Raw genomic sequence first — 20,386 nt, 5'->3', positions numbered from 1 at the left:
GCTTCAAAAGTTGGCATGTCAACATTGATAAGGTTGATCGGAGCTGCTTCCGTCGTGAGGGGCCGGAGCGATTTGCACTCCGCTGCGGCGCGCCTGGGATGGGTCGCCGCCGGCCCGCGCACAATCAACTCAAGGGCCTGCGCCTCGCCGGGGCCCGCTGTGACGGGCTCAAGCCACCCTCGGCCGTCTCAGCCTCCCTCGCCGCCATCATCGCCTGAGGCCGACGATCCGGTCGGGAACTAGGCGAAGACGAAGGCCCAAAACGGCAATTCTTGACCCGATTTTGCGTTGACATACCAACTATCTGCGGCACGATGGCCGCGGCGCGTCTGGTGCGGGAGCGATCCGGCGGCCCGGCGTCCGGCGCCATCGAAGCTCATGCCGAAGGTTTTCGCAGTCCATGAGCACGCCTGGCGCCCTCTCCCACCCCGCAACCCGGACCGACGCCGGCCGGACAGATGAGGCAAGACGCCATGGTCAGCTATTTGCGAAACGCCTGGTACGCGGCGGCGTTTGCAGACGAACTGCACGATCGTCCGCTCGCGCGCACCCTGCTCGACATGGCCGTCGTGCTGTTCCGCGGGGCGGATGGCGCGGCCGCAATGTTGCTGGACCGCTGTCCGCACCGCTTCGCCCCCTTGTCCAAGGGCAGGATCGCGGGCGACGGCATCGAGTGCGGTTATCATGGACTGCGGTTCAACAGCGCCGGCGCCTGCATCCACAACCCGCACTTGCCCGACGGGCGAGCGCCGGCCGCCGCGCGCGTTCCCGCCTTCCCGGTGCTGGAGCGTTTCGGCATGCTCTGGTTTTGGCCCGGAGATCCGTCGCGAGCGGATCCGGCGCTGTTGCCGGCCCTGCCCTATCTTGAGGACGATGCGACGTTCACCGTCTTTCGGGGGCATCTGCAGGTCCGGGCCAACTATCAGCTGATCATCGACAATCTGATGGACCTGAGCCACGCCTCCTTCCTGCACCCGCAGTTCGGGTCGGGCGGCGTCTCCCCCGAAGTCGCGCTCGCCGCCACGACCATGCGGCTTGAGCGCCGCGATCGCTCGGTTTTCAACTATCGCATGCGATCGGGGCTATCGGCGCCCGCAGGCGTCCGCGCGCTCTTCGGTTTCGACGACCGACCCGTGCACACCAAGACGCACATGACCTATCATGCGCCAGGCCTCTTGGATCTGGACGCCGGCAACTGGTATCCGGACCAGGACGAGGACGAGGGCCTGCTCATTCCGCAGGCCCATTGCGTGACCCCCGAGACGGAGTTCTCGTCGCACTATTTCTATTCCGCGGGCCGCAATCGCGGGCACGACGATCCCAGGGTCGCCGATGCGATGACGGCCTTGCTCGACACGGCCTTTCGGGAACAGGACGAGCCGATGATCGAGGCCGTCCAGTCGCGGATGGGATCCGTCTCCGACCTTGACGTCCTGCGTCCGGTGCTTTTGACGACCGACGCAGCGCCCGTGGCGGCCCGCCGCCTGTTGGCCAAGCTGATCGCCCAGGAAGGCGACGAGGCGACGGCGGCGCAGAACGGCGCGCCGGCGACGCAAAGGGACCGTCGGTCGGCGCAAGAACCGGTGACATGACCACCCCCTGAAACTTTCCGAACGAGATCCGCGCCGGCCCCGGAACGGGGGGACGCACCAAGGGGCGCGGCTCACGAAAGAAAAGATCGCCTGGGCCGGGACGATCATCATCCCGGCCGCCCAGTCCGTCGGCCCGCGCCGGACGATCGGAGAATCCTCGGGCCGCCCGCCCAGCGACTCAAGCCCCTGGCCTAGAGCCAGTCGCACGGAAAAGTTGCGGCCGGTTTTCCGCAGTAGCGATGCGAAAACAAAAGCCCAAGGCCAGTCGCGCGATTCCTACATCGCGCGACTGGCCTTGTTCCAAAGTCCCCGATCTGCTCGGCGATCAGCGTGACCCGGCCAGCCCGGCCTGACGCCTTCCAATGTGGTGGCTGACGGGAACCGCCACGAGGAAACCGACCACGGCGATCACGGAGGCGACCAGGAACCCGTGCCGAAGCGCCGACGCGGTGAAGCCCCCTCCTCCTGTCGCGGCCGCGGCCAGGACGATGGCCGATCCGGCGGCGATACCGATCTGCTGGCAGGAGAAGATCAGGGCCGACATCGTTCCCTGTTTGGCGGGTTCGACCGCCTGGGCGCCCGCAGCCAGAAGCGACAGAACGCAAATCAGGCTCGCCCACCCGCCAAGCAACATCGGCCCCAGGATCGAGACGCCGTAGTTGCCCTGGCTCAGCAAGACCGCGAAGAGGACAAGGCTGGCGGCCAGGCCGCCGAACCCGATGGCGATGCTCTGCTGCAGCGTATAGCGCTTGAACAGATACGAAATCGTCTGGCCGGTGAGCACGCCCCCCACGGCCAGCGGCAGCATGCCCAGGCCGGAAGAGGCCGCCGACCAGCCGAAGAGATTTTGCATGACCGTGTTGGGCAGCAGGAACAGGCCTGTGGACGCGGCCATGGTCGCCGCCATCGCGATCGGCGCGGTGATCGCCGTTGCGCGCGTGAAGAGGGCGGGCGGCAACAAGGGATGGGCGGCGCGCCGCTCGACCAGCACCAGGAGGCCCAGGAGGAGCAGGCTCGCCGCGCCGATTCCCAGGCGTTCCGGGGTGGAAAGACTAAACCCGGGCAAGCCTGCTACGGCCACGACAAAGCAAACGATGATCGCCGCGATCAGCAGCGCGCCGACATAGTCGAAGCCAAGTCGAACACGGTCGATCAATGCTTTCGGCACGATCGTCCGCAGCATCATCAACAGGCCGCCGGCGAGCACGATGTCGACCAGGTAGGAGGCGCGCCAGCCGAACTTGGCCGTAAGCAGCCCCGCAAGCAGCGGGCCCGCGGCCGTCGCCAGGCCCTGGGCCGCGCCCAGGATCGCATAGGCCTGCCGGCGAGGCGCGCCTTCGGGAACAATCGTGTTCATCAGCGAGAAACTCGCGGGCGCCAGAAGCGCCGCGCCTATGCCTTGCAGCGCCCTGGCGGCCAGCAACACGCTGAAGTCCCAGGACAGTATGACAAAGACGGTCCCCGCGATGAAACAAGACAGCCCGATGGCGCAGCACAGGCGTCTGCCGAACGTGTCGGCAATGCGCCCGCCCGTCAAAAGCAGGCAGGCATAGACCAGGGCATAGGCAGAGACGACGCCCGCGAGCGCGGGGCTGCTCAGGCCAAACTCCATGCCGATCCGTGGGATTACGACCCCGGCCATGCCGAAGTCCATCGAAAGAATGGCTTGGCACGCGCAAAGGAAGACGATCAAGGGCGTGTAGCGAGCGCTCGCCTCATTGGCTTTGTCGCGGGCTGACGGCGCCGTCCCGAGCTTGTCCATCATTCGGCCCCGTCGGAGCCGACCAGGTCGGCCGGGTTTCTCAGGAAGCCGGCCCCAAGCGGGGGAGCGGTGCTGAGCTCAAGGGATTGAGTCATTGGACGCATTAGGTTGATCCCACAAAAACTGGGCCTGAGATGGCTGACGGCGGATCGGATCCCCGGTGCGGATACGAAAGACCGTCCGTTGTGCTCTGCGCGGCGGCGAGGGTCGAAGCGCCCTAGCCGGCTTCGACGATCTCCAGCCGGTCGTCGACCATCACGCCGTCCCGCATTTGCCGCACGCGCACGGTCCTTCGGCCCTCGGAGGTCCGTAGCGCTTCGGTCCGGGTCTCGCCGTCGGGCGCGCCGGGTCGCGCCACGCGGACGCCGACGAGCTTGCCGTCGCGCTCGTCGACCTGCACGCCATAGTCGTTGAGCGCGCCTCGGATGCTCACGCCGCCCTGCTCGACGTCGCGGACCACGGCCTCGACCGGGCGGGTCCAGGGATCGCCAAAGCCGCCCCCCCCGCCGCCGCCGGTGGCATAGATGACCCCGGGGGCGAGTTGGGCGCGGTGCTTGGCCTCCATCCGCCGCAGGCCCAGCGTCTGGCCGTCGTCGGTCGCAAGCTCCGCTTCCGCGCCAAAGGCGGGCCAGGTCGCCGGATCGCCGAACATCGCCTGCAGCTTGCCGGCAATGGCGTGGAGCCGGCCCATATCGCCTTCGGCGACGCCGTCGATGCGGAAGTTGTTGATCGGCGGCGCGGGTTGCCCGCCCATCAGGCCGAAGCTGAGCGGGCACGCATAGCCCTGCCCGACCGCATAGACCGACGCCCCGCCGCCATACATCTGGAACGCGCTGGAGACGGTGAGGCCGCCGCGGAAACGTCCGGCGCCGCCGGTGTCGCCATTTTCCCGGCGATAGAGATAGAGGATCGGGAAGGCGATCTCGGCCGATTCCACGTCGCCCGTCGAAGCGGCGGGCCCATCGGGCAATCCTCCCGAATCCATGCCGTCGCCATCGTTGCTGGCGGCCAGGCCCTGACCGGTCTCCATCAGCATCGTGCCGAACGGGACGCCATTGGCGCGTGCGCCGAAAAGCTGGACGAGGTTGGTGCCCGACGCGAAGCCCGCATGGGCCCGCTCGCCCGATCCGTCGCCCAGCGCGGCCAGTCGCCCAAGCGCGCTCATCACGCCATAGGACGCGCTGCGCGCGCCCAACACCGAGCCGCCCGATACGCCGGCCGGCCAACTGGCGTCGCACACCGTTCCGGTCTTGGAAACCAGCTTTACGCAGCGTTCGACCGCCGCCGGCGACCAGGGCATGTCGTAGCAGAGCAGCGACAGCAGCGCCGAGACCACCGAGCCCTCCAGCGCCGTGCGCGTGCAGTTGATGAGCGCTGGCGCTTGCGGACTGGAGTGCGAGAAGTCGACGGTCAGCCCGTCGGCGTCGTTGTGCACGTCGATCACGATCGCATAGAGGCTGTCCGGATCGATCCCGTCATGATCGAGCAGCACGACCTCGCGAAACTGCGTGTGCGGCATTTCGGCCAGCCGGCGCCGCAACTTGCGTTCGCTCATCTCGATCATGCCGGCGCAGACGTCCTTGAGCGTCGTCACCGAATAGCTTTCGGCCACTTCGCGCAGCCTTTGCATGGCGATGTTGTTGGCCGCGATCTGCGCGCGCAGGTCCAGCCGCATCAGATGGGCCAGCCGCGAGCGGCGCAGGTAGCCGGCCTCGACGTCGAGCTGCACTTCACCGCCGCGGACGATGCGGATCGGCGGGAAGACCGGCGCTTCCTCGTAGATGGACTGCGCGCCCATCGCAAAGCCGCCGGGAACAGGCCCGCCCACGTCGAGCTGGTGGATGACCGACCCGACCCAGGCGACCAGTTCGCCCTCGATGAACACGGGGGCGACGCAGGCGACGTCGTTCTGGTGCAGCGCGCCCTTCCAGGGATCGTTGCATAGATACATATCGCCTGGACGCACCATCTCCAGGCCGTAGTCGGCGATCAGCGAGCGGACGACCCAGGGCGTGACCGCCGCCTGGGCGGTGATGTAGAGGCCCGACAGCACGCCATTGCCCTCGGCGTCCATCAGGCAGGTGTTGAAATCGCCCGCCTCGCTGGCGATGGGCGATCCGGACATGGCCTTGATGGTCGTGCCCAGCTCGCCCTGGATCACCCAGAGGCGGTGGCGCAGGATCTCGAACGTGATCGGATCGATCCGGTCGAGAACATACTGTTCGTTGTTGCGCGCAGGCGCTTCGACATTAGCCATGGACGCTCACCTCAAGCATGTTCAGATCATCGCGCCAGCGCGCGCGCCAGCCCGGCGGCACGACAACCGACGTATAGTTGCCGGTGACGATCGCCGGGCCAGCGACGCCGCCAGGTTCACGCGCGGCGGCGAAGCCGGTCACCGGCGCGTCATGTTCCGTGCCGTCGATCCACAGCATCCGGGCCGAGGCCGAGGCCTCCTCGCCGGCGTCGGCCCGGGCCCGCTGGGCCAGCGGCCGGTCCTGGGCGATCGGGCGGGCGGCCCTGACGACCGCGGCGGTCAGCTCGATGGCGTTGCTGGCGTCGGCGGATCCCGCGCCGTAGCGTTGCTCGTAGGCGGCGGTGAAGGCCGCGCCGAGATCCCAGCCAGCGTCGCCCGTCTCGGGGATGGCCACGCGCAGCTCGTTGGATTGCTGGTTGTAGCGCAGTTCGGCGAAGCGCTGGACCGAAGTGCCCGGATCGCCGTCCAGTTCGCGCCGCATCGGCGCCTCCATGTCGGCGAAGACGCTCTCGAGCCAGACGGGATCGACCGGCAGGACGCGGTGGACCGAGCGGGTGACGACCGCGCCTTCTTCTGCGCCGAGCATGCCGAAAGCGGAGAACCCGGAGGCCAGCTCAGGCACCAGGAACCGGGTCACGCCCAATTCCGCGCAGATCGCGCCGGCATATTGCGCGCCGGCGCCGCCATAGACGAGCGGCACCGCCTGTCGCGGGTCGACGGCGCGCTCGATGCAGGATTTGCGCACAAGATCGGCCATCTGGGCGCAGGCGATCCGCAGGATCGCCGAGGCCGCCGTGGCGGTGCTCATGCCGGCGGGGCGCGCGATCTCCTGGTCGATCGCTTCGGACGAATGGCGGGCCGAAAGTTCAATGCCGCCGGGCATGCGCGAGCCCGGCGGAAGCCAGCCGGCGACCAGGGCCGCGTCGGTCAGGGTCGGCTTGACGCCGCCGCGCTGATAGCAGGCGGGACCCGGAACGCTGCCCGCGCTTTCGGGACCGACATGGACAAGACCCAGATCGGCGTCGTAGCTGGCGATCGAGCCCCCGCCCGTGCCGATCGAGGCGACCTCGAAGGTAGGCACCGACAGGTGCAGCCGCTCGATGGTCGGATGGCGGTTCCAGTGCACGTTGCCGCCGTGGATGACCGCCACGTCGAGGCTGGTGCCGCCAAGATCGGCGCACAGGATGACCGGCAGTTCGTCAAGCGCCGCGCGCGTTAGGCCGCGCGCGCCGACCACGCCGCCGATCGGGCCCGAAAACAGGCTCGGCACGGCCCGCTTGGCGACCAGCTCGGCCCGCTCAAGATCGCCCCAGGCCCGCGTCACCAGCAGCCGGCCGTCGAAGCCGCGTCGCCGCAGCTCGCCCGCCAGGGCGTCGAGATAGCCGTCGGCGATGTCCACGATATAGGCGTTCAGCGCGCAGGTGGCGAAACGCTCATATTCGCCCACCGTGTTCGACAGGTCCGACGAACAGCTCACCCGCACGCCCGGCAGGGCTTCGCGGATGGCGCGGGCGGCGGCCTGCTCGTTTTCCGGGTTGACGCACGACCAAAGGAAATTGACCGCGAAGGCGGTCGCGCCCAGCGCCTGAAGCCGTTCGGCCGCCTGGCGGATTTCGGCGGCGTCGAGCGGTTCCAGGATCCGCCCTTGGGCGTCGGTGCGCTCGCGGACGCCGGCGATCAGGCGCTTGTCGCGGAAGAGGGCCGACTTCCTCAGCTTGGCGAGGTTGGTCATTTCCCACTCGGCCAGGCCGGCGACCTTCTGGTGCACGCGGCCGATCGCCAGCGTGTCCTCGAAGCCCGCAGTCGTGATGATCCCGACGCTCGCCCCTGCGCCGGTCAGGGTCGCGTTGAGCATGGCGGTGGTGCCGTGCGCCAGGACGGAGGCCCGGCCGAGGATCTCATCGACGCCGCCAATGTCCTTGGCTGCGTCGGCGATCGAGTCGATGATGCCGCGCCAGAGCTCGCCCGGCGTCGACAGCGCCTTGCCGATCGTCAGCCCATGGGGCCCGGCGATGACGCAGTCGGTAAAGGTGCCGCCGGTGTCGGTGCCGATCAGCACGGGGCCGCTCCAGGCGGCGGTCGGTTGGGGGGACGCCATGGCCAAGATATCAGTCCGCACTGATGTCAGCCGGGTTCGCATGGCGCGTGGAAAGCCGTCGATCGGCGCGCGGCCGGGCCTGGATCATGGTTAACCTTCCCTAATTACGGTAACGGACGCCCAATCGAGAGCGCACGGCCTTCTTGCCGATTTCGATGGCGATCTCGTTTTTGAATACTCGATGATATAAACAAAGCTATGTTGGTACGTCAACCTAATATGGCCGTGCTCATGGGCGATTTCCTCCCCTGACGCCGCCCGCACCTGGGCAATCCGACGATTTGGCGGCAGTTTCGACTTTCAACGGCGGCGATCGCCCCCGGTGCGGCATCTTGCATTGCGCCGGAAGGGCGAGTGCTTTAGTTGCCATGACAAGACCGTGCGGCGTCCGTGTGGAAGCTGGAGCGTGGGTAGATGATGAAAATCAGGCAACCAGAAGAGCCGCCACAAGATGACAGCGAGACCGATCTCTTGAACCGCGACCAGTATATTCCCTGGTTTTTAGTCAAGCTCGCGAACGGCATGACGCGTGGCGCCTCAAAGACCTATCTCAAGCTATTTGGCGTCGGCATCATGGAGTGGCGAATTCTTTCCATGCTGGCCATCGAGGGCGGCATTCTGGCGGCCTATATTTGCGAATCACTTGATTTGGACAAGGCTTCCGCGAGTCGGAGCATCAAAACCCTACAGGCCCTCAACCTGATCGACGTTGACGAAAAGGCGTCGCAGCGCGCCCGAAAACTCTACCTGACCCAGGAAGGAAAAGCCCTTCACGATCAGATTCTCAAGATCGCCGTCGAGCGGGCCCGGCTGCTGACGCGAAACGTCTCGCCCGACGAGAAGGCGTTTCTCCTGGCGCTGCTGCGCCGCATGGTCTCCAACCTTGCCGCCGTCGACGCCTACGACTCCACCTTGATCGCCGAAAAGACGAAGTGACGGACCCGTCGGCTGGCGTGAGTCCCGCCTGGCTGGCCGGCTGACGCCCAGCATCTTGCCCGTGCCTCTTCGGCGGCCGACAGCGCCGAGCCCTTGATTACGTCGGCGCCCCGACAGGCTTGGCGAGCGACGCCAGGCGTCGTCTCGCGCCGTCGCGCGAACGGCTGTCCCCTCGCTGCTGGCGCGCCGATCGTGTTCAGCGCAATACCCGACAAGATTCCCACCGTCCCCGCGGCCCGCAAGGCGGCCTAAAACCCGCGCACCTTTCGGCAGGGACCGGTTGGCGATTTGACGGCGCCGGCCGGCGCGCCCCTCCCCTTTGCCTCATCGCACGATTTAGCATTCCAATTATGCATTTTATTTTGCATACAGTTCGCTAACACGATCGCCTGACTAAGGAACGTCTCTCTTGTTTCAGATCGCTGATTGCCATGCCCACGTCGTGACCGCCGATCGGATCGCCTTCCCGCCCGTCCGCGCGGATGATGCGGCGATCGATGTGGTCGTCGCGCGCAATTTCGACACCCAGCAGCTCCTGGGCGACATGACCGCGCAGGGCGTCGGCCAGGCGCTGCTGGTTCAGCGCGGGCAGATCTATGGCTTTGACAACAGCTACATTTGCGAAGCCGCAGCAAAAAGCGGCGGCCGGTTGAAGCCGGTTTGCGCGATCAACGCGCGACAGGAGGGCTGCGGCCAGGTCGCCCATGACTGGAGGCGGCGCGGCGCGACCGGTTTTCGTTTAATGGCGGGCCTGCACGAGACCGGCTTCGAATGGCTCGACGGCCCCTATGCAAAAGGTCTTTGGGATGCGGCGGCCGACTGGCAATTGCCCATGTGCGTCCACCTCTTCCCCAAGGCGCGGTCCGAAGGATTGGAACGCCTGATCGCCTTGACGGACCGATACCCGAAGCTTCCCATCGTTGTTGATCACCTCACTAATGTGGTGATCACTGGGCCGGGCGAGACCGGGATCGACGACTTGCTTCGCCGCCTCGCCGAACGCCCCAATGTCATTCTTAAATTCACGACGATACCCTTGGGCGGCCTCAAGGAGCGGGGCCTGCACGCCGCCGAGGTCTTGCGCGCCTATATCGCGCTGGTCGGCCCAGAGCGCCTGACCTGGGGCTCGGATGTGACCCAATCGGCCGGGAGCTACGCCGAAATGGTCGCGCTTGCGCGTGACGCTGTCGGCCAATTCGACGCCGCGACCCAGCGTCTGTTACTAGCCGGCACCGTCATGAAGACCTATGGGCTGGATCAAGCGCCTCGAATTTGAAGGCGCACAGATCATCGCTCTGGCGGCGCGCGGCCATGAGATCAGGGCGCCGGTTCCGAGCTTGTGCGCTCGCATGCGGGGGTTGATCGGGCAGCGGGCGATCCGCGGATCACCCCCGACGCACGCCCAAGACGCCGCCAAATAAAGTTGGCGTCCGTCCGGAAAGGCGCGGACTCAGAAAGCGATCCCGCCGGACCAAAAGCGCAGATCACCAGGATTCGCGCCTGGGTCCCGGCCAGCCTCGCCGTCGGAGACTTCAGGTCTAAGAGATGCTCCAGACCGACAAGACTGCCTTGCAAGCAAGGCGGGTCACACGGGATCGCGATCGCCGCCCCCGCTGTTCAGAGGCCCCGATCCGCCAGAAGCTCCAGCACCATCACCTCGAACGCCCGTCGCCGATCCGACCTGACGCGCAACAATTGGCGGGTATGTTGATTGGCCAAGGCCTGAACCAGGTCTGCCTTGTTGACGATGTTCCGCTCTTCAGAGGGACGACGCGGAAGCGGAACCAGGGCTCGATAACGATCCGTCAGGCTCCAGAGACGCATGGCCTCCCGGACAAAGATCTTGTTCGGCGATAGGTTGAACAGCGTTTCGTGAAATTCACGATGCCGAGCCCACCAGGCTCCGCGGTTACCGGTATTGAGCAGATCTTCCAGTTCAACGGCCCGGGCGTGAAGGTCTTCAATCTCTTCGTCGTTCGGCCAACGGACCGTCGACAACAGCTCGTCCTCGACCAGATCGCGGAGCTTGAAAAGCTGCTTGGCCTCATCGGACGAGAAGCGCGCCACGAAGAATCCGCGATTGGGATCGTGTTCGACAACACCCTCGGCCGAAAGCATCTTGAGCGCCTCGCGGACAGGAACCCGGCTCGCTTCAAACTGGTCCGCCAATTCCGTCTGCCCCAGCCGCATGCCGGGTGCGAATGTGCCACACGCGATCATCGTGCGAAGCTTGCTAGCGATCGTCGACGGCACAGCCTCGGTCGTCTCGTCCTTTCGTGCCGACATCGTTACCCAATTTCCTAACACATTGGGAAATATGACTAGCGCGAATGCATACAAAAGGAAACCGGCCACCTTGGCCGGAAACGCGCCCGTCCCTTCGTTGACCCTCACGGGTCGCCCTCCTCCGGTCGCCAGCCCGCGGGTCTCGATAGGGATAGCCAACAGGCGCCCGGATGCAATTGAGCGCGAACAGGCCGATCCAAACCGATCCGGCCGAGCCGCCTGTTGGCTTTCAGCTCGTGCGCCATCTCGTCGGTGCCCTGCGCTCGCCGCTGGCCCTCGCCGCAATCGCGCCCTGGGTTGACGAAACGGCCAGCCTCCGCGGAGCCATCCATCCTAGTGGATAGAACACGACGCTTGAACCCTCTGGAGATCGCTCAATTCCCTCCCGAAAGGGTTTGGGCGGGTTCCAGGTCGCGGCGAAACGCCCGCAGAAGTAATTAGACTCTGCCCCCGAGAAAGGGTCGAACGAATGAAGCGATCACGGTTCAGGGAAGTGCAGATCGTCGGAAGGCTTGTCGGCGTCTGACATCCTCTCGATCGCTCGAACGATCTTCAGACGTTTGGGCCCTGGCTCTTCCAACGGCATGTACGGCGCGAACACCGTCTTGAGACCGCGGGAGCGACGGACTATCGCCGTCTGACACGTGCTCGGCGATGACCCTCAGGAAGGCCTCTGCGTCGAAGGGTTTGGAGATGAAATCATCCATGCCTGCAGCCAAGCATTCATCGCGGTCGCTGGTCATGGCGTTGGCCGTCATGGCCACGATGGGAACCAAGGCTTCGTTGCCGCCGAGCGCCCGAATCCGACGGGTCGCCTCAAGGCCGTCCATGACTGGCATGTGCACATCCATCAGGATCAGGTCATATCCGCCCCCTCGGGCCGCCTCGATCGCCTGGACCCCGTTGGTCACCGTAACGACGCTATGACCGCCAACTTCCAGCAGGGTGGTGGCCAGAAGGATATTGATCGCATTGTCCTCGGCCACAAGCACCCGGCCGCCCTGGCCGGTCCTCCCAGGATCGCCGGGAACCTCGACGGGGGCCGGCGACGCTCTGTCGGCCATGAGGTCGGAGAGGCAGTCGAGCAGCGCCTGCTGGCGGACAGGTTTGGTCAGAAAGGCGTCGAAGCCCGCGCTGGCCGCGCGGTCGGTGCTGAGGGGCGCGCCCATCGACGAGGCTAGGATCAACATCGGTTGCGGCGACAGGTCGCTGGCGCGGATACGCTCGGCGACCGTGTCGCCGGCCAGGCCCGGCATCATGTGGTCCATCAGCACCAGATCATAGGCCAGCCCCTTGGCGTGGCTTCGCCTCAGCGCCTTCAGGCAAGCCTCGCCGTCGGCGACCTCGCGGACGATGGCGCCATGACCCTCCAGCTGGCGGCGGAAGATCGTGCGATTGATCTCCAGATCATCGACGACCAGGATTCGGACGCCCTGCAGATTGATCGGACCCCGGCGGGCGCCAGGCGTTGCACGGCCCGCCGCGAGCACGACATCGATCCAGAAGATGCTCCCGCCGCCGCGTCGATCCTCGACGCCGATCGTCCCGCCCATGAGATCGATCAACTGGCGGCAGATCGAGAGGCCAAGGCCGGTTCCGCCGAACCGACGGGTGATTGAGCCGTCAGCCTGCTGGAACTTCTGGAACAGCTTACCCTTGGCCTCGTCGGACAGGCCAATGCCGGTGTCGCTCACCTCAAAACGCAATCCAGTCTCGCCGTCTGGCGTGCGGCGCGAGATCACTTCGACCGAGACGAACCCCCGCTCGGTGAATTTCAGGGCATTGGAGAGCAGGTTGAGCAAGACCTGCCGCAGGCGTGTAGGATCGCCGCGCAAGGGTCGTCTTGCCCCCTCATCCAGATGGGAAACCACCTCCAGACCTTGGTCGAGGGCGCGGGGCGCGAGCAGCTCGGCGACATCCTCCACGACCTTCTCCAGGCTGAAGTCGATCTCTTCGAGTTCGACCTTGCCCGCCTCAAGCTTCGAGATGTCGAGAATGTCGTTGATAATTCCGAGCAGGCAATCGGCCGACGTCCGAATGGCCTCGGCGAACTGGCGCTGTTCGGGCTTGAGGTCGCCGCGCAGGAGCAGGGATGTCATGCCGATCACGCCATTCATCGGCGTGCGGATTTCGTGGCTCATATTGGCCAGGAACTCGCTCTTGGCGCGGTTGGCGGCCTCGGCCTCGTCGCGGGCCAAGGCCAGGGCTTGCTCGCGCTCACGCAGGATTTTGCCTGACCGGAAGAGCCGCATCTGGTCTTCGACAACGCCGCCCAAGGCGATCAGGTGGCCTCGCTCCTCGTCTGTCAGACGGCGAGGCTCAACACCGAGGATGCACAAGACCCCGACGTTGAGACCCGGCGTCGGCGCCAGGGGGACGCCCGCATAGTGCCGAGAGCCGAGTTTGTGGGCCAGATGGGCGAAGCGCGGGTCGAGCATGGCGTCATAGACTTCGTGGACGCCCTCCACGGCGATCGTCAGGTCGCTGAACGTCCCCTCTCGCGGCAGGCGGGTCGGGACCGATCCCCCCGACGACAGCCATTTCAGCTCGTTGCGATCCACCAGATTGATCGCGGCCGATTGGCCTTCGAGCAGCTGCTTGGTGATCGCACACAGGCGTTGGAGTTCGTCGCGTCGATCTTGGTATAGGAAGTCGTAGGCGCGAAGATCGGCGATCCGTTCTTCCTCGCGGCCAAGGGCGTCGTTCGTCAGCATCCGGGGCCTCTGCGCCTCCCATGCAGCACTGTTATGGGAAAGGTGCGAACGAACCTTTGGGCGCGGGGCGCGGCCGAATGCCACGGCGGGATGCGGTCATGAGATCGGGCCCGAGCGGCGCCGGAATTATCTTGCCCCTCAAATCACCGCAGCGACGCCGCATCGAGTTGAATCGCTTTGGCTGCCCCCGGGGCTTCTCGCCCCGGGGGCGCTTTCTTTCGACTGGCCGGTCCGCCTTACAACCAGTTCTTGGCCAGCCATCGCAGGGCGTCCTGCCGCGCATCCTCGTCCTCGGGCGTGCGGGCGCCGAATCCTCCGTGCGGCATGGCCTCGCCGATGTAGAGATCGGCCTCCACGCCGGCCTTGCGCAAAGCGGCGTGGAACCGAACCGTATCCGACAGGAAGAGGTCGCGCGTGCCGCTGCGCAGATAGGTCGGCGGAAAGCCACGCGATAGGTCGCCCTTCAGCGGCGAGAGATAGGGATCGTTGAGGTCGGCGCCGTGGGCGTAGACGGCGACGTTGGCGTCCTTGCTCCAGACCTTCAGCAGGGTGTCGACGTACTGGTTCGTCTGCAGGGTGTCGCCGCTACAGGTCGCGTCGGCGAAGAGGGTCTCCAGGACGAGCGCCCGCGGCGGCGGCAGGCCTGCGTCGCGCGCTTTCAACATCAGGGCTGCCGCCAGGTTCGCACCGGCCGAGCTGCCGGCGACGAGGAGTTCGCCGGGCGGGTGCATCTTCACAAGCTCGCGGTAGACCGCGAGGCAATCGTCAAGCGGCGCAGGGAACGGATGGTCGGGCGGGGTCCGGTAGTCGACACCGTAAACAGTCCCGCCATACCGCTGCGCCTGCACCTGCGCCAGCAGGCGCGCCACCTTGCCGCCAAAGCCCGTCCAGCCGCCGCCATGAACCGACAGGTGCGGCTTGCACCGCTCTGGCGCCGCGTCCTTGGGGGTCACCACATAGACGGTTACGCCGCCGATGATACGGGTCTCGACGGCGAATCCAGGCAGCACCACCTCTCCGCCGCCGGTCATTTTCAGCAGGGCCGCATTCTGGTCAGCCACCATCCGGCGCCACGCGTCGGCGTCGGCGGCCGGCGGCGGCGACGCGTAAGAGATGTCGGCTCCGCGCCGCAAATAGGCGCGGGCCGCCTCGCTGATCGAGGTCGGGGGCCCGATCACCCGGGCAGGCAGGTGCACAAGGCCGTCGCGCACAGCGAGCGTCGAAGCCCCCGCTTGCCCAAGGGCGGGCTCGGCGCGCGCCGTTCCAGCCAACGCCGCCCCAGCTCCCGCTGTGATCAGAAGTCGTCTGCCGATCGTCATCGATCCTACCCCCCGCGTCCGCGCTGAACCTATAGACTGGATGCGGAATCGGCGAACGCCGACCGATCGATCTAAGCGCATGGCACACCGCCCCTGCCGGGACATTCAGCGCTCGTTGACGGCGATCTTTGGCAAGCCGACCGCCTTGCGCACTTCGGGCTTCAGATCCAGGACGAAGAAGCCGCTTTCCTGGCAAGCCAGCCAGATCTGTCCGGTTTTCGGAATGTAGCGAACATGTCCGCCGCAGCCGTCGCCCGGCTTGAAATAGGCGACTTCCCGCGGCGCCGCCGGCTTTCGGATGTCGACAATACGCAGACCGGCCCACAGGAAGTTGAACAAGCCCAGACGCGTGTCGGTGGCGCTATCGACATCGTTGAAGTGCAGCGCGGCGGTGCCGGCCGAGGGCACAATGCCGCCGGTCGCCTTTTCGCTCGGCGTGGGCGACGGGCAGTTTTGCGGCTGGTTCATCGCCAACCGAACTTCCCCGTCGATATAGGGTTTGCGTTCGTCGGCGATGTTGACGATCTTGGGCCAGGATCCCGGACAGGCCATGAGTTCGCCGCCCCCCACCAGGTGAGGCGCCCCCCTGATTTTGGCGCGCATCACCGAATGCCAGCCGCCGTGCTGCGCCGTGGCGATCAAACGCATCTTGGGCTCGGGACGGCCCTTGGCCAGGTCGCTGTTGTCGAGAATATAGATCCCCCCAGCATTGGGGCCCAACCCGTCCTTGTTAGGCGGCGAAATCTTGATCCCCTGGTTAAGGTCGCCGCCGGTCGACGCGATCACGCCGGCATAGATTCGGGTCTCGTCGGGGCTGATCGAAATCTCGTGGGCGGCGAACTCAAAGCTTGATCCGTCCGGTCTGGTCGCCTGGAACTTGCCGATGAAGCGTGGATTGGCCAGGTCGCTGATATCGAAAGCGGCGATGCCGCCCTTGCCGTCGAAGGGCGAGATGATCGTGCCGTAGAGGCGCTTGCCGTTGGGCGCCAGCGTCAGGGTGTGGACGCTCTGGGGCCATTTGATCTGCGCCACATGCTTGGGATGGGCGCAGTCGGAGATGTCGTAGAGCTCGGTGAAGGCTTGGTCGTCCTTGGCTCCGTAGGAGCCTGCGGCAAGGACGCTGCGCCCCGGCGCGGCGATGGCGGCCAACGTTTCGCTGGCATAGAGCGCGCCGCCTTGGCGCAACAGTTCCACCTGTTTGGGGGTCCGGGGGTCGCTGACGTCGATCACCGCCACCCCGAACGTCTCCGGCGCGGCCTTGGCGCCCCAGACTATGAACTTGGGGGAGGTGCTGGAGACATAGGCGCAGTGATCAGCCCAGGCCAGTTGCAGATTGGAATCGCGCTGCTGGAGCGGCTCGTGCCCGATCACACGCACGCCTTTGGAATAGGGATGCGCCAACAGGCCGGCTTCGCCGGGCATGGTTTGGCCCTGCAGGCCGGGCTCGAGATTGTCAGGACTGGCGGGCGAGGACTGAGCCAGGGCTGCGGAGGCTTGCAATGCAGCGGCCAGCACCGTCGCCGAAGCCAGACCTCGCCAAATGTTCATCAACGATTTCATCACTCGTCTCACCTGTGAAATCCATGCGCCCAAGGCCGCATGAGAGAGCGCCGCGTTGGCACGGGCCGAACGTTGGGCAACGTGGCGAGGCCTCAGCCCGGGTTTGCGCTCACGCTATTTCGGGCTGAGGGTTGCTTTCTATTTGAGGACGCCGGCTTGGCGTCCCGTCTCGCCCATCACCAGCAAGCGCCGATCCTTAGGCGAACAGCTCCAGTTGGCCGCGTCCTTGACGTCGCCCTTGCCGCTGTAACGCGCCATTTCAGGGAACTTGCACAGCTTCTGCGTCCAGTTCGGGTGCTTCAGAGCCGGGGCGGAGGGCGCGCCTGGCGCATATTGGCGCGCCATCACGCTGGCCGTCAGCGCCTCGGGCGCCTGCCCCTTTTCCACCCAGTCCTCCATCGCGCCAAGAGCGTCGAAGCTGTTGGGGCCGACACCGCTGATGCTGCAATGGCTGGTTGCCGGGATCATGAACAGCCGCGCCTTTTGCTGAACCTTGGCGTACCCGCCATAGGTGCGCGCCAGCGCCTTGTAATAGTTGATCGAGGCGTACGGCGTCAGCGCCTCGTCGCTCCAGTTGTGCCACATCAGCAACTTGGTCTTGCCGCCCATCAGGCGATCGGCGTTTTCCACCAGATGTCCGCGTCCTGGACGGACCGCGGCCTTGACGGCGTCCACCTGCGCGGAGTCGACAATCGCGCGATAGTCGGTAACCGCGCCTGGTCCGCCGTCACGGAACACATAGTTCGACGCCAGGTCGAACTTGGGATCGTTCCGGCGCGTGAAGATCTTCTGGACCGCATCGCCCAGGACCGACACTTGGCCAGCCGGAGCCAGTTGCAGTTCGCTCACCGAATAGCCCGGCTGAAGAACGCCGCCCTTTGCATCGGTAACAGCGGTCAGATAGACACTGACGAGCTTGACTTGGTCGTCGGTGAAGCACTCACCCGTCTGGGCTTCGCCGACGCACCTTGGCAAGTCGCGTTCCGCGCGGAAATTGCAGGCGGCCGGGTTTTGGATGATGCCGTCCGTGACGCCGTCGATCGGGTCGCACTGGGCTTTGACGAGGCTGTCCAGGAACGTCAACTGGGCTGAGGACACCTTGGTCTTCGTGCGTGCGGCTTGCAGAGCGATACCAGAGGTCTGCAGGCCCGCCCCCACGATGTCATAGGGCGAGCCGGCGATGATGCCGTCGAACTTTTCGGGGAAATAGGACGCAGCGACCATGGCGTCGCGCCCGCCGCCCGAGCAGCCGTTGAAATAGGAACGTTCGATCTTGGCCGGCTGGCCCTTGGCGCGGGCGTAGAATGCGCTGGTGAATTCCTTGCCCAGGTCAGCCAGCACGACGTCGGCGCGATAAAGGAAGTCGTCGACATAGTCCTGATCGACCGTGCCATCCTTGCGGATCGCCCATTTGCCGCCGTCCATGCCGGTGTGGCCCTCGTCGGTGGCGAAATGGGCGTAGCCTTTCTCGATGATCTGACCGGGGTAGCCCTGGGCGGTGACCGTCACTGACGGAACCGCGGGATTGTTGACGTAGAATTGGCCGCAGTGCCCGCTACAGCCCGACTGCAGGTATTTCCCGTTCCAGTTTGCGGGGAAAGTCGCCAGGAAATTGGCCGTCTTGCCGGTCTTGGGGTTGGTCACGAACGAACCTGTCACCTGGCAATAGGCGGGCAGTTTATCCTTGGCGGCGACAAACCGGGTCGCAACCGGGAAGGGTCCGTTCTCTGTTTTCTTGATCGTGACGGCCGTGGTGGACAGTGTCGAAGCAACCGCCTGGACGGCGCTTTCCTGGCACAGGCCCTGCAGATCGATCGGAGCCTGAACGGGCTGGGCCGCAGCGGGGCTGCGTTGCGCCAGGCCGACGGCGGCCAACGACAAGACCACCGTCGCGCCGGCGGCGATCTTGGCGCCGCGCCAAGCGATCTTGCTGCGATGACCCTGTGCGCGCATTCCCTCGCTCCCCGTCCTTACCTACCAACCATTCGGTATTTTTCACCATTCGCGCACGTTGAACAAAAACGTCAATGGGATTTTGAGACCAGGAGCGCTGAGGGACCGGCTCGTCGAGGCGCGCAAGCGCCTATGGCCGATCGGGGGCCGGCTCGGCGGAAGCCGCCGAGGCGCGCGCCGTCATGGCCCGGCTCAATTCGGAGCGGACGTCTGGATCGGTGGCCAGATCGATCGGCAGACGGCCGTCGGCGGCCTTGATCATCGGATCGGCCTCGCGCTCCAGCAGAGCACGCACCGCCTGGATCGAGCCCATCTGCGCGGCGAAGTGAAGAAGCGTGAAGCCGTTTTCATCCTGCGAGTTGACGCTGATCGCGCCCATCGTAATGCTCAGCAGGGCGCTATCGAGCTCTCCGGACATCAGGTTTCGACGGGCATCCCCGAACGCATCCTGGGCCTGGGCGGCGGAGGAAGCCATGAGCCCCGCCATCAGCATGACAGCGAAGGTCTGCCTGATGCCTCGCATCTATCCAACTCCCCAAACACGAAACGCCGATGGTCGGGCGAGCGAACCGGGCTCGTAACAGCTTGCACGATCACGCAGACGCATCCTCCAGCCGTCCTGATCAGCCACCCGGATCGAAGAGGTTTTCGTCTCTGGTCCGCTCAAGTTCTTTTGTCCGCGATCAGCCGCTCGAAGCGCAATGTTCCGATCACCTTGAGCGGTCCGCCGCCGTGATCCAGCGGATGGTTGGCCCCGTCGAGCACCGGCACCGCCTCGAAGTCGAACGGACTTACGCCATCCAGACAAGCCACGTTGATCGCAAACTGGTTTGGATCGAAGCGCCGCTGATGATGAACATGGACGCCGCAACGCGAGCAGAAATAGTGGCGCGCCTCCAGAGTATTGAACCGATAGGTCGTCAGCACATCCTGCCCGATCGTAAACTTCAACAAGTCCAGATCGGTGAACACCATCACCGACCCCTTCATCCGGCAGTATGAGCAGGTGCAGCGCACGATCTTGTCCAGCCCAGCAGCCAAGGTCACCTCGAACCGGACGTCGCCGCAATGACATTGGCCGCGAAATGGCGAGGCGCTGGACCGCACGCTATAGCGCCTAGACCGAAACTGGAGCGAGAGGGCTTGCGGCCGTGTGCGCCGGCGCGCAGACCGCCATGATGTTCCAGCCGTGGCGCCAGCGGGCTTGCCGGGGCGTTGTCGCCAGGACCATTTGGGATTTCCTTCCACGGACGTCGAGGCTTGGATCTTGAGAACGGAGCAAACTGCCGCAACAGACCTGGCGGCTTTGCGACCAGACTGCGTGCGAGGCGCCCTCAAGAGGGACGGCGCGCACGCAGTCTCAAGGACCAAGAGGCGGCAGGCCCTACTTGGCGGGAATTTTCGCCAGGTCGGCGTCGATCTTGGCGAGAACGGCGTCGGACAGCGCCTCTCCCGAATAGGGCTGCAGGGCCTTCAGAGTCATGCCGCGGGCCATGCTGATCTGCTCGTTGCTGATCATGTCATGGATATACTTGTCCAGGACCGCCTTGGTGGCCGGGTTATCCAGCAAGTCGCCCATCTCTGACTCCGAACTATAGGCCGGGGCTGACGCTGTCGTGGGAGCCGGGGCGGTTTGCGCAGCCGGGGCGGCTTGGTCCGCCGCGTCGAACGAGGCCACAGGCGCCAGCATCGCCATAGCGGCAAAAAGCTCTACGAACATCGAATTTCCTCCTGATTGGTCTTACCCATTTGCACACCCGAATATGGCTGAAAGCCGGTCATTTTTGCCATCTTTACAAGAACTATAGCGTGCTCGTCGCGGGGCGTCGTATAAAATTGGTTCGAGTCTGGAAGATCCGACAGGAACAATTGGTCGACCAGCCAATGATCGTCGTGGCGATGGCGATCC

At 65.4% G+C, this 20,386-nt stretch carries 14 protein-coding genes; 3 read left to right on the top strand and 11 right to left on the bottom strand.

What is annotated here, in order from left to right:
- Window positions 1-473: 473 nt before the first annotated feature.
- Entirely contained in the window at window positions 474-1,592 is a 1,119-nt protein-coding gene (locus tag ACIPQB_RS05030; RefSeq protein ID WP_446484118.1) for a Rieske 2Fe-2S domain-containing protein, read from the top strand.
- A 325-nt stretch (window positions 1,593-1,917) separates the two neighbouring features.
- On the opposite strand, the gene ACIPQB_RS05025 is transcribed toward ACIPQB_RS05030, so the two are convergent.
- The 3 genes from ACIPQB_RS05025 to ACIPQB_RS05015 form a co-directional block, all read right to left on the bottom strand.
- The gene (locus ACIPQB_RS05025; RefSeq protein ID WP_446484117.1) at window positions 1,918-3,357 is read right to left on the bottom strand and encodes an MFS transporter; all 1,440 of its coding nucleotides are present in this window, start codon (window positions 3,355-3,357) and stop codon (window positions 1,918-1,920) included.
- 214 nt (window positions 3,358-3,571) lie between these two features.
- Entirely contained in the window at window positions 3,572-5,611 is a 2,040-nt protein-coding gene (locus ACIPQB_RS05020; protein ID WP_446484116.1) for a hydantoinase B/oxoprolinase family protein, read from the bottom strand.
- On the bottom strand, window positions 5,604-7,709 hold the full coding sequence (locus tag ACIPQB_RS05015; protein WP_446484115.1) for a hydantoinase/oxoprolinase family protein: 2,106 nt from the start codon (window positions 7,707-7,709) through the stop codon (window positions 5,604-5,606). Before ACIPQB_RS05015 ends, ACIPQB_RS05020 begins: the two co-directional genes overlap by 8 nt.
- Window positions 7,710-8,123: 414 nt before the next feature.
- Between ACIPQB_RS05015 and ACIPQB_RS05010 the strand changes: the two genes are divergently transcribed.
- Both ACIPQB_RS05010 and ACIPQB_RS05005 read left to right on the top strand, forming a co-directional pair.
- A complete protein-coding gene (locus ACIPQB_RS05010) occupies window positions 8,124-8,645 on the top strand; it encodes a MarR family winged helix-turn-helix transcriptional regulator (protein WP_446484114.1) in 522 nt (173 codons plus the stop codon).
- 409 nt (window positions 8,646-9,054) lie between these two features.
- Window positions 9,055-9,921 carry an amidohydrolase family protein gene (locus tag ACIPQB_RS05005; protein WP_446484113.1) on the top strand — a complete coding sequence of 289 codons (867 nt, stop codon included), beginning with the start codon at window positions 9,055-9,057 and terminating at the stop codon, window positions 9,919-9,921.
- A gap of 341 nt (window positions 9,922-10,262) precedes the next feature.
- Here the strand turns inward: ACIPQB_RS05005 and ACIPQB_RS05000 are convergent, their stop codons facing one another.
- From ACIPQB_RS05000 to ACIPQB_RS04965, 8 genes are all read right to left on the bottom strand, one after another.
- A complete protein-coding gene (locus tag ACIPQB_RS05000; RefSeq protein WP_446484112.1) occupies window positions 10,263-11,039 on the bottom strand; it encodes a GntR family transcriptional regulator in 777 nt (258 codons plus the stop codon).
- Between the two features lie 377 nt (window positions 11,040-11,416).
- Window positions 11,417-13,645, bottom strand: coding sequence for a response regulator (locus ACIPQB_RS04995; RefSeq protein WP_446484111.1), 2,229 nt, complete (start codon window positions 13,643-13,645; stop codon window positions 11,417-11,419).
- A 236-nt stretch (window positions 13,646-13,881) separates the two neighbouring features.
- Complete coding sequence (locus ACIPQB_RS04990; RefSeq protein ID WP_446484110.1) at window positions 13,882-14,964, bottom strand: alpha/beta hydrolase fold domain-containing protein; 1,083 nt, start codon at window positions 14,962-14,964, stop codon at window positions 13,882-13,884.
- Between the two features lie 105 nt (window positions 14,965-15,069).
- Entirely contained in the window at window positions 15,070-16,524 is a 1,455-nt protein-coding gene (locus tag ACIPQB_RS04985) for an LVIVD repeat-containing protein (protein ID WP_446484109.1), read from the bottom strand.
- A gap of 138 nt (window positions 16,525-16,662) precedes the next feature.
- Window positions 16,663-18,477 carry a tannase/feruloyl esterase family alpha/beta hydrolase gene (locus ACIPQB_RS04980; RefSeq protein WP_446484108.1) on the bottom strand — a complete coding sequence of 605 codons (1,815 nt, stop codon included), beginning with the start codon at window positions 18,475-18,477 and terminating at the stop codon, window positions 16,663-16,665.
- A gap of 130 nt (window positions 18,478-18,607) precedes the next feature.
- Window positions 18,608-19,000, bottom strand: coding sequence for an ankyrin repeat domain-containing protein (locus tag ACIPQB_RS04975; protein ID WP_446484107.1), 393 nt, complete (start codon window positions 18,998-19,000; stop codon window positions 18,608-18,610).
- A 140-nt stretch (window positions 19,001-19,140) separates the two neighbouring features.
- Window positions 19,141-19,584 carry a GFA family protein gene (locus ACIPQB_RS04970; protein WP_446484106.1) on the bottom strand — a complete coding sequence of 148 codons (444 nt, stop codon included), beginning with the start codon at window positions 19,582-19,584 and terminating at the stop codon, window positions 19,141-19,143.
- Between the two features lie 277 nt (window positions 19,585-19,861).
- Window positions 19,862-20,056 carry a hypothetical protein gene (locus ACIPQB_RS04965; protein ID WP_446484105.1) on the bottom strand — a complete coding sequence of 65 codons (195 nt, stop codon included), beginning with the start codon at window positions 20,054-20,056 and terminating at the stop codon, window positions 19,862-19,864.
- Window positions 20,057-20,386: the final 330 nt, after the last annotated feature.

The sequence above is a fragment of the Caulobacter sp. LARHSG274 genome (assembly GCF_052871235.1).
Note: the sequence above shows the minus strand (reverse complement) of the source record. Positions and strands in the feature narration are given on the sequence as shown.

Coding starts and splice junctions, on each gene's coding strand:
- ACIPQB_RS05030 (WP_446484118.1), top strand. CDS start 474: ATGGTCAGCTATTTGCGAAACGCCTGGTACGCGGCGGCGTTTGCAGAC.
- ACIPQB_RS05025 (WP_446484117.1), bottom strand. CDS start 3,357: ATGATGGACAAGCTCGGGACGGCGCCGTCAGCCCGCGACAAAGCCAAT.
- ACIPQB_RS05020 (WP_446484116.1), bottom strand. CDS start 5,611: ATGGCTAATGTCGAAGCGCCTGCGCGCAACAACGAACAGTATGTTCTC.
- ACIPQB_RS05015 (WP_446484115.1), bottom strand. CDS start 7,709: ATGGCGTCCCCCCAACCGACCGCCGCCTGGAGCGGCCCCGTGCTGATC.
- ACIPQB_RS05010 (WP_446484114.1), top strand. CDS start 8,124: ATGATGAAAATCAGGCAACCAGAAGAGCCGCCACAAGATGACAGCGAG.
- ACIPQB_RS04995 (WP_446484111.1), bottom strand. CDS start 13,645: ATGCTGACGAACGACGCCCTTGGCCGCGAGGAAGAACGGATCGCCGAT.
- ACIPQB_RS04990 (WP_446484110.1), bottom strand. CDS start 14,964: ATGACGATCGGCAGACGACTTCTGATCACAGCGGGAGCTGGGGCGGCG.
- ACIPQB_RS04985 (WP_446484109.1), bottom strand. CDS start 16,524: ATGAAATCGTTGATGAACATTTGGCGAGGTCTGGCTTCGGCGACGGTG.
- ACIPQB_RS04980 (WP_446484108.1), bottom strand. CDS start 18,477: ATGCGCGCACAGGGTCATCGCAGCAAGATCGCTTGGCGCGGCGCCAAG.
- ACIPQB_RS04975 (WP_446484107.1), bottom strand. CDS start 19,000: ATGCGAGGCATCAGGCAGACCTTCGCTGTCATGCTGATGGCGGGGCTC.
- ACIPQB_RS04965 (WP_446484105.1), bottom strand. CDS start 20,056: ATGGGCGACTTGCTGGATAACCCGGCCACCAAGGCGGTCCTGGACAAG.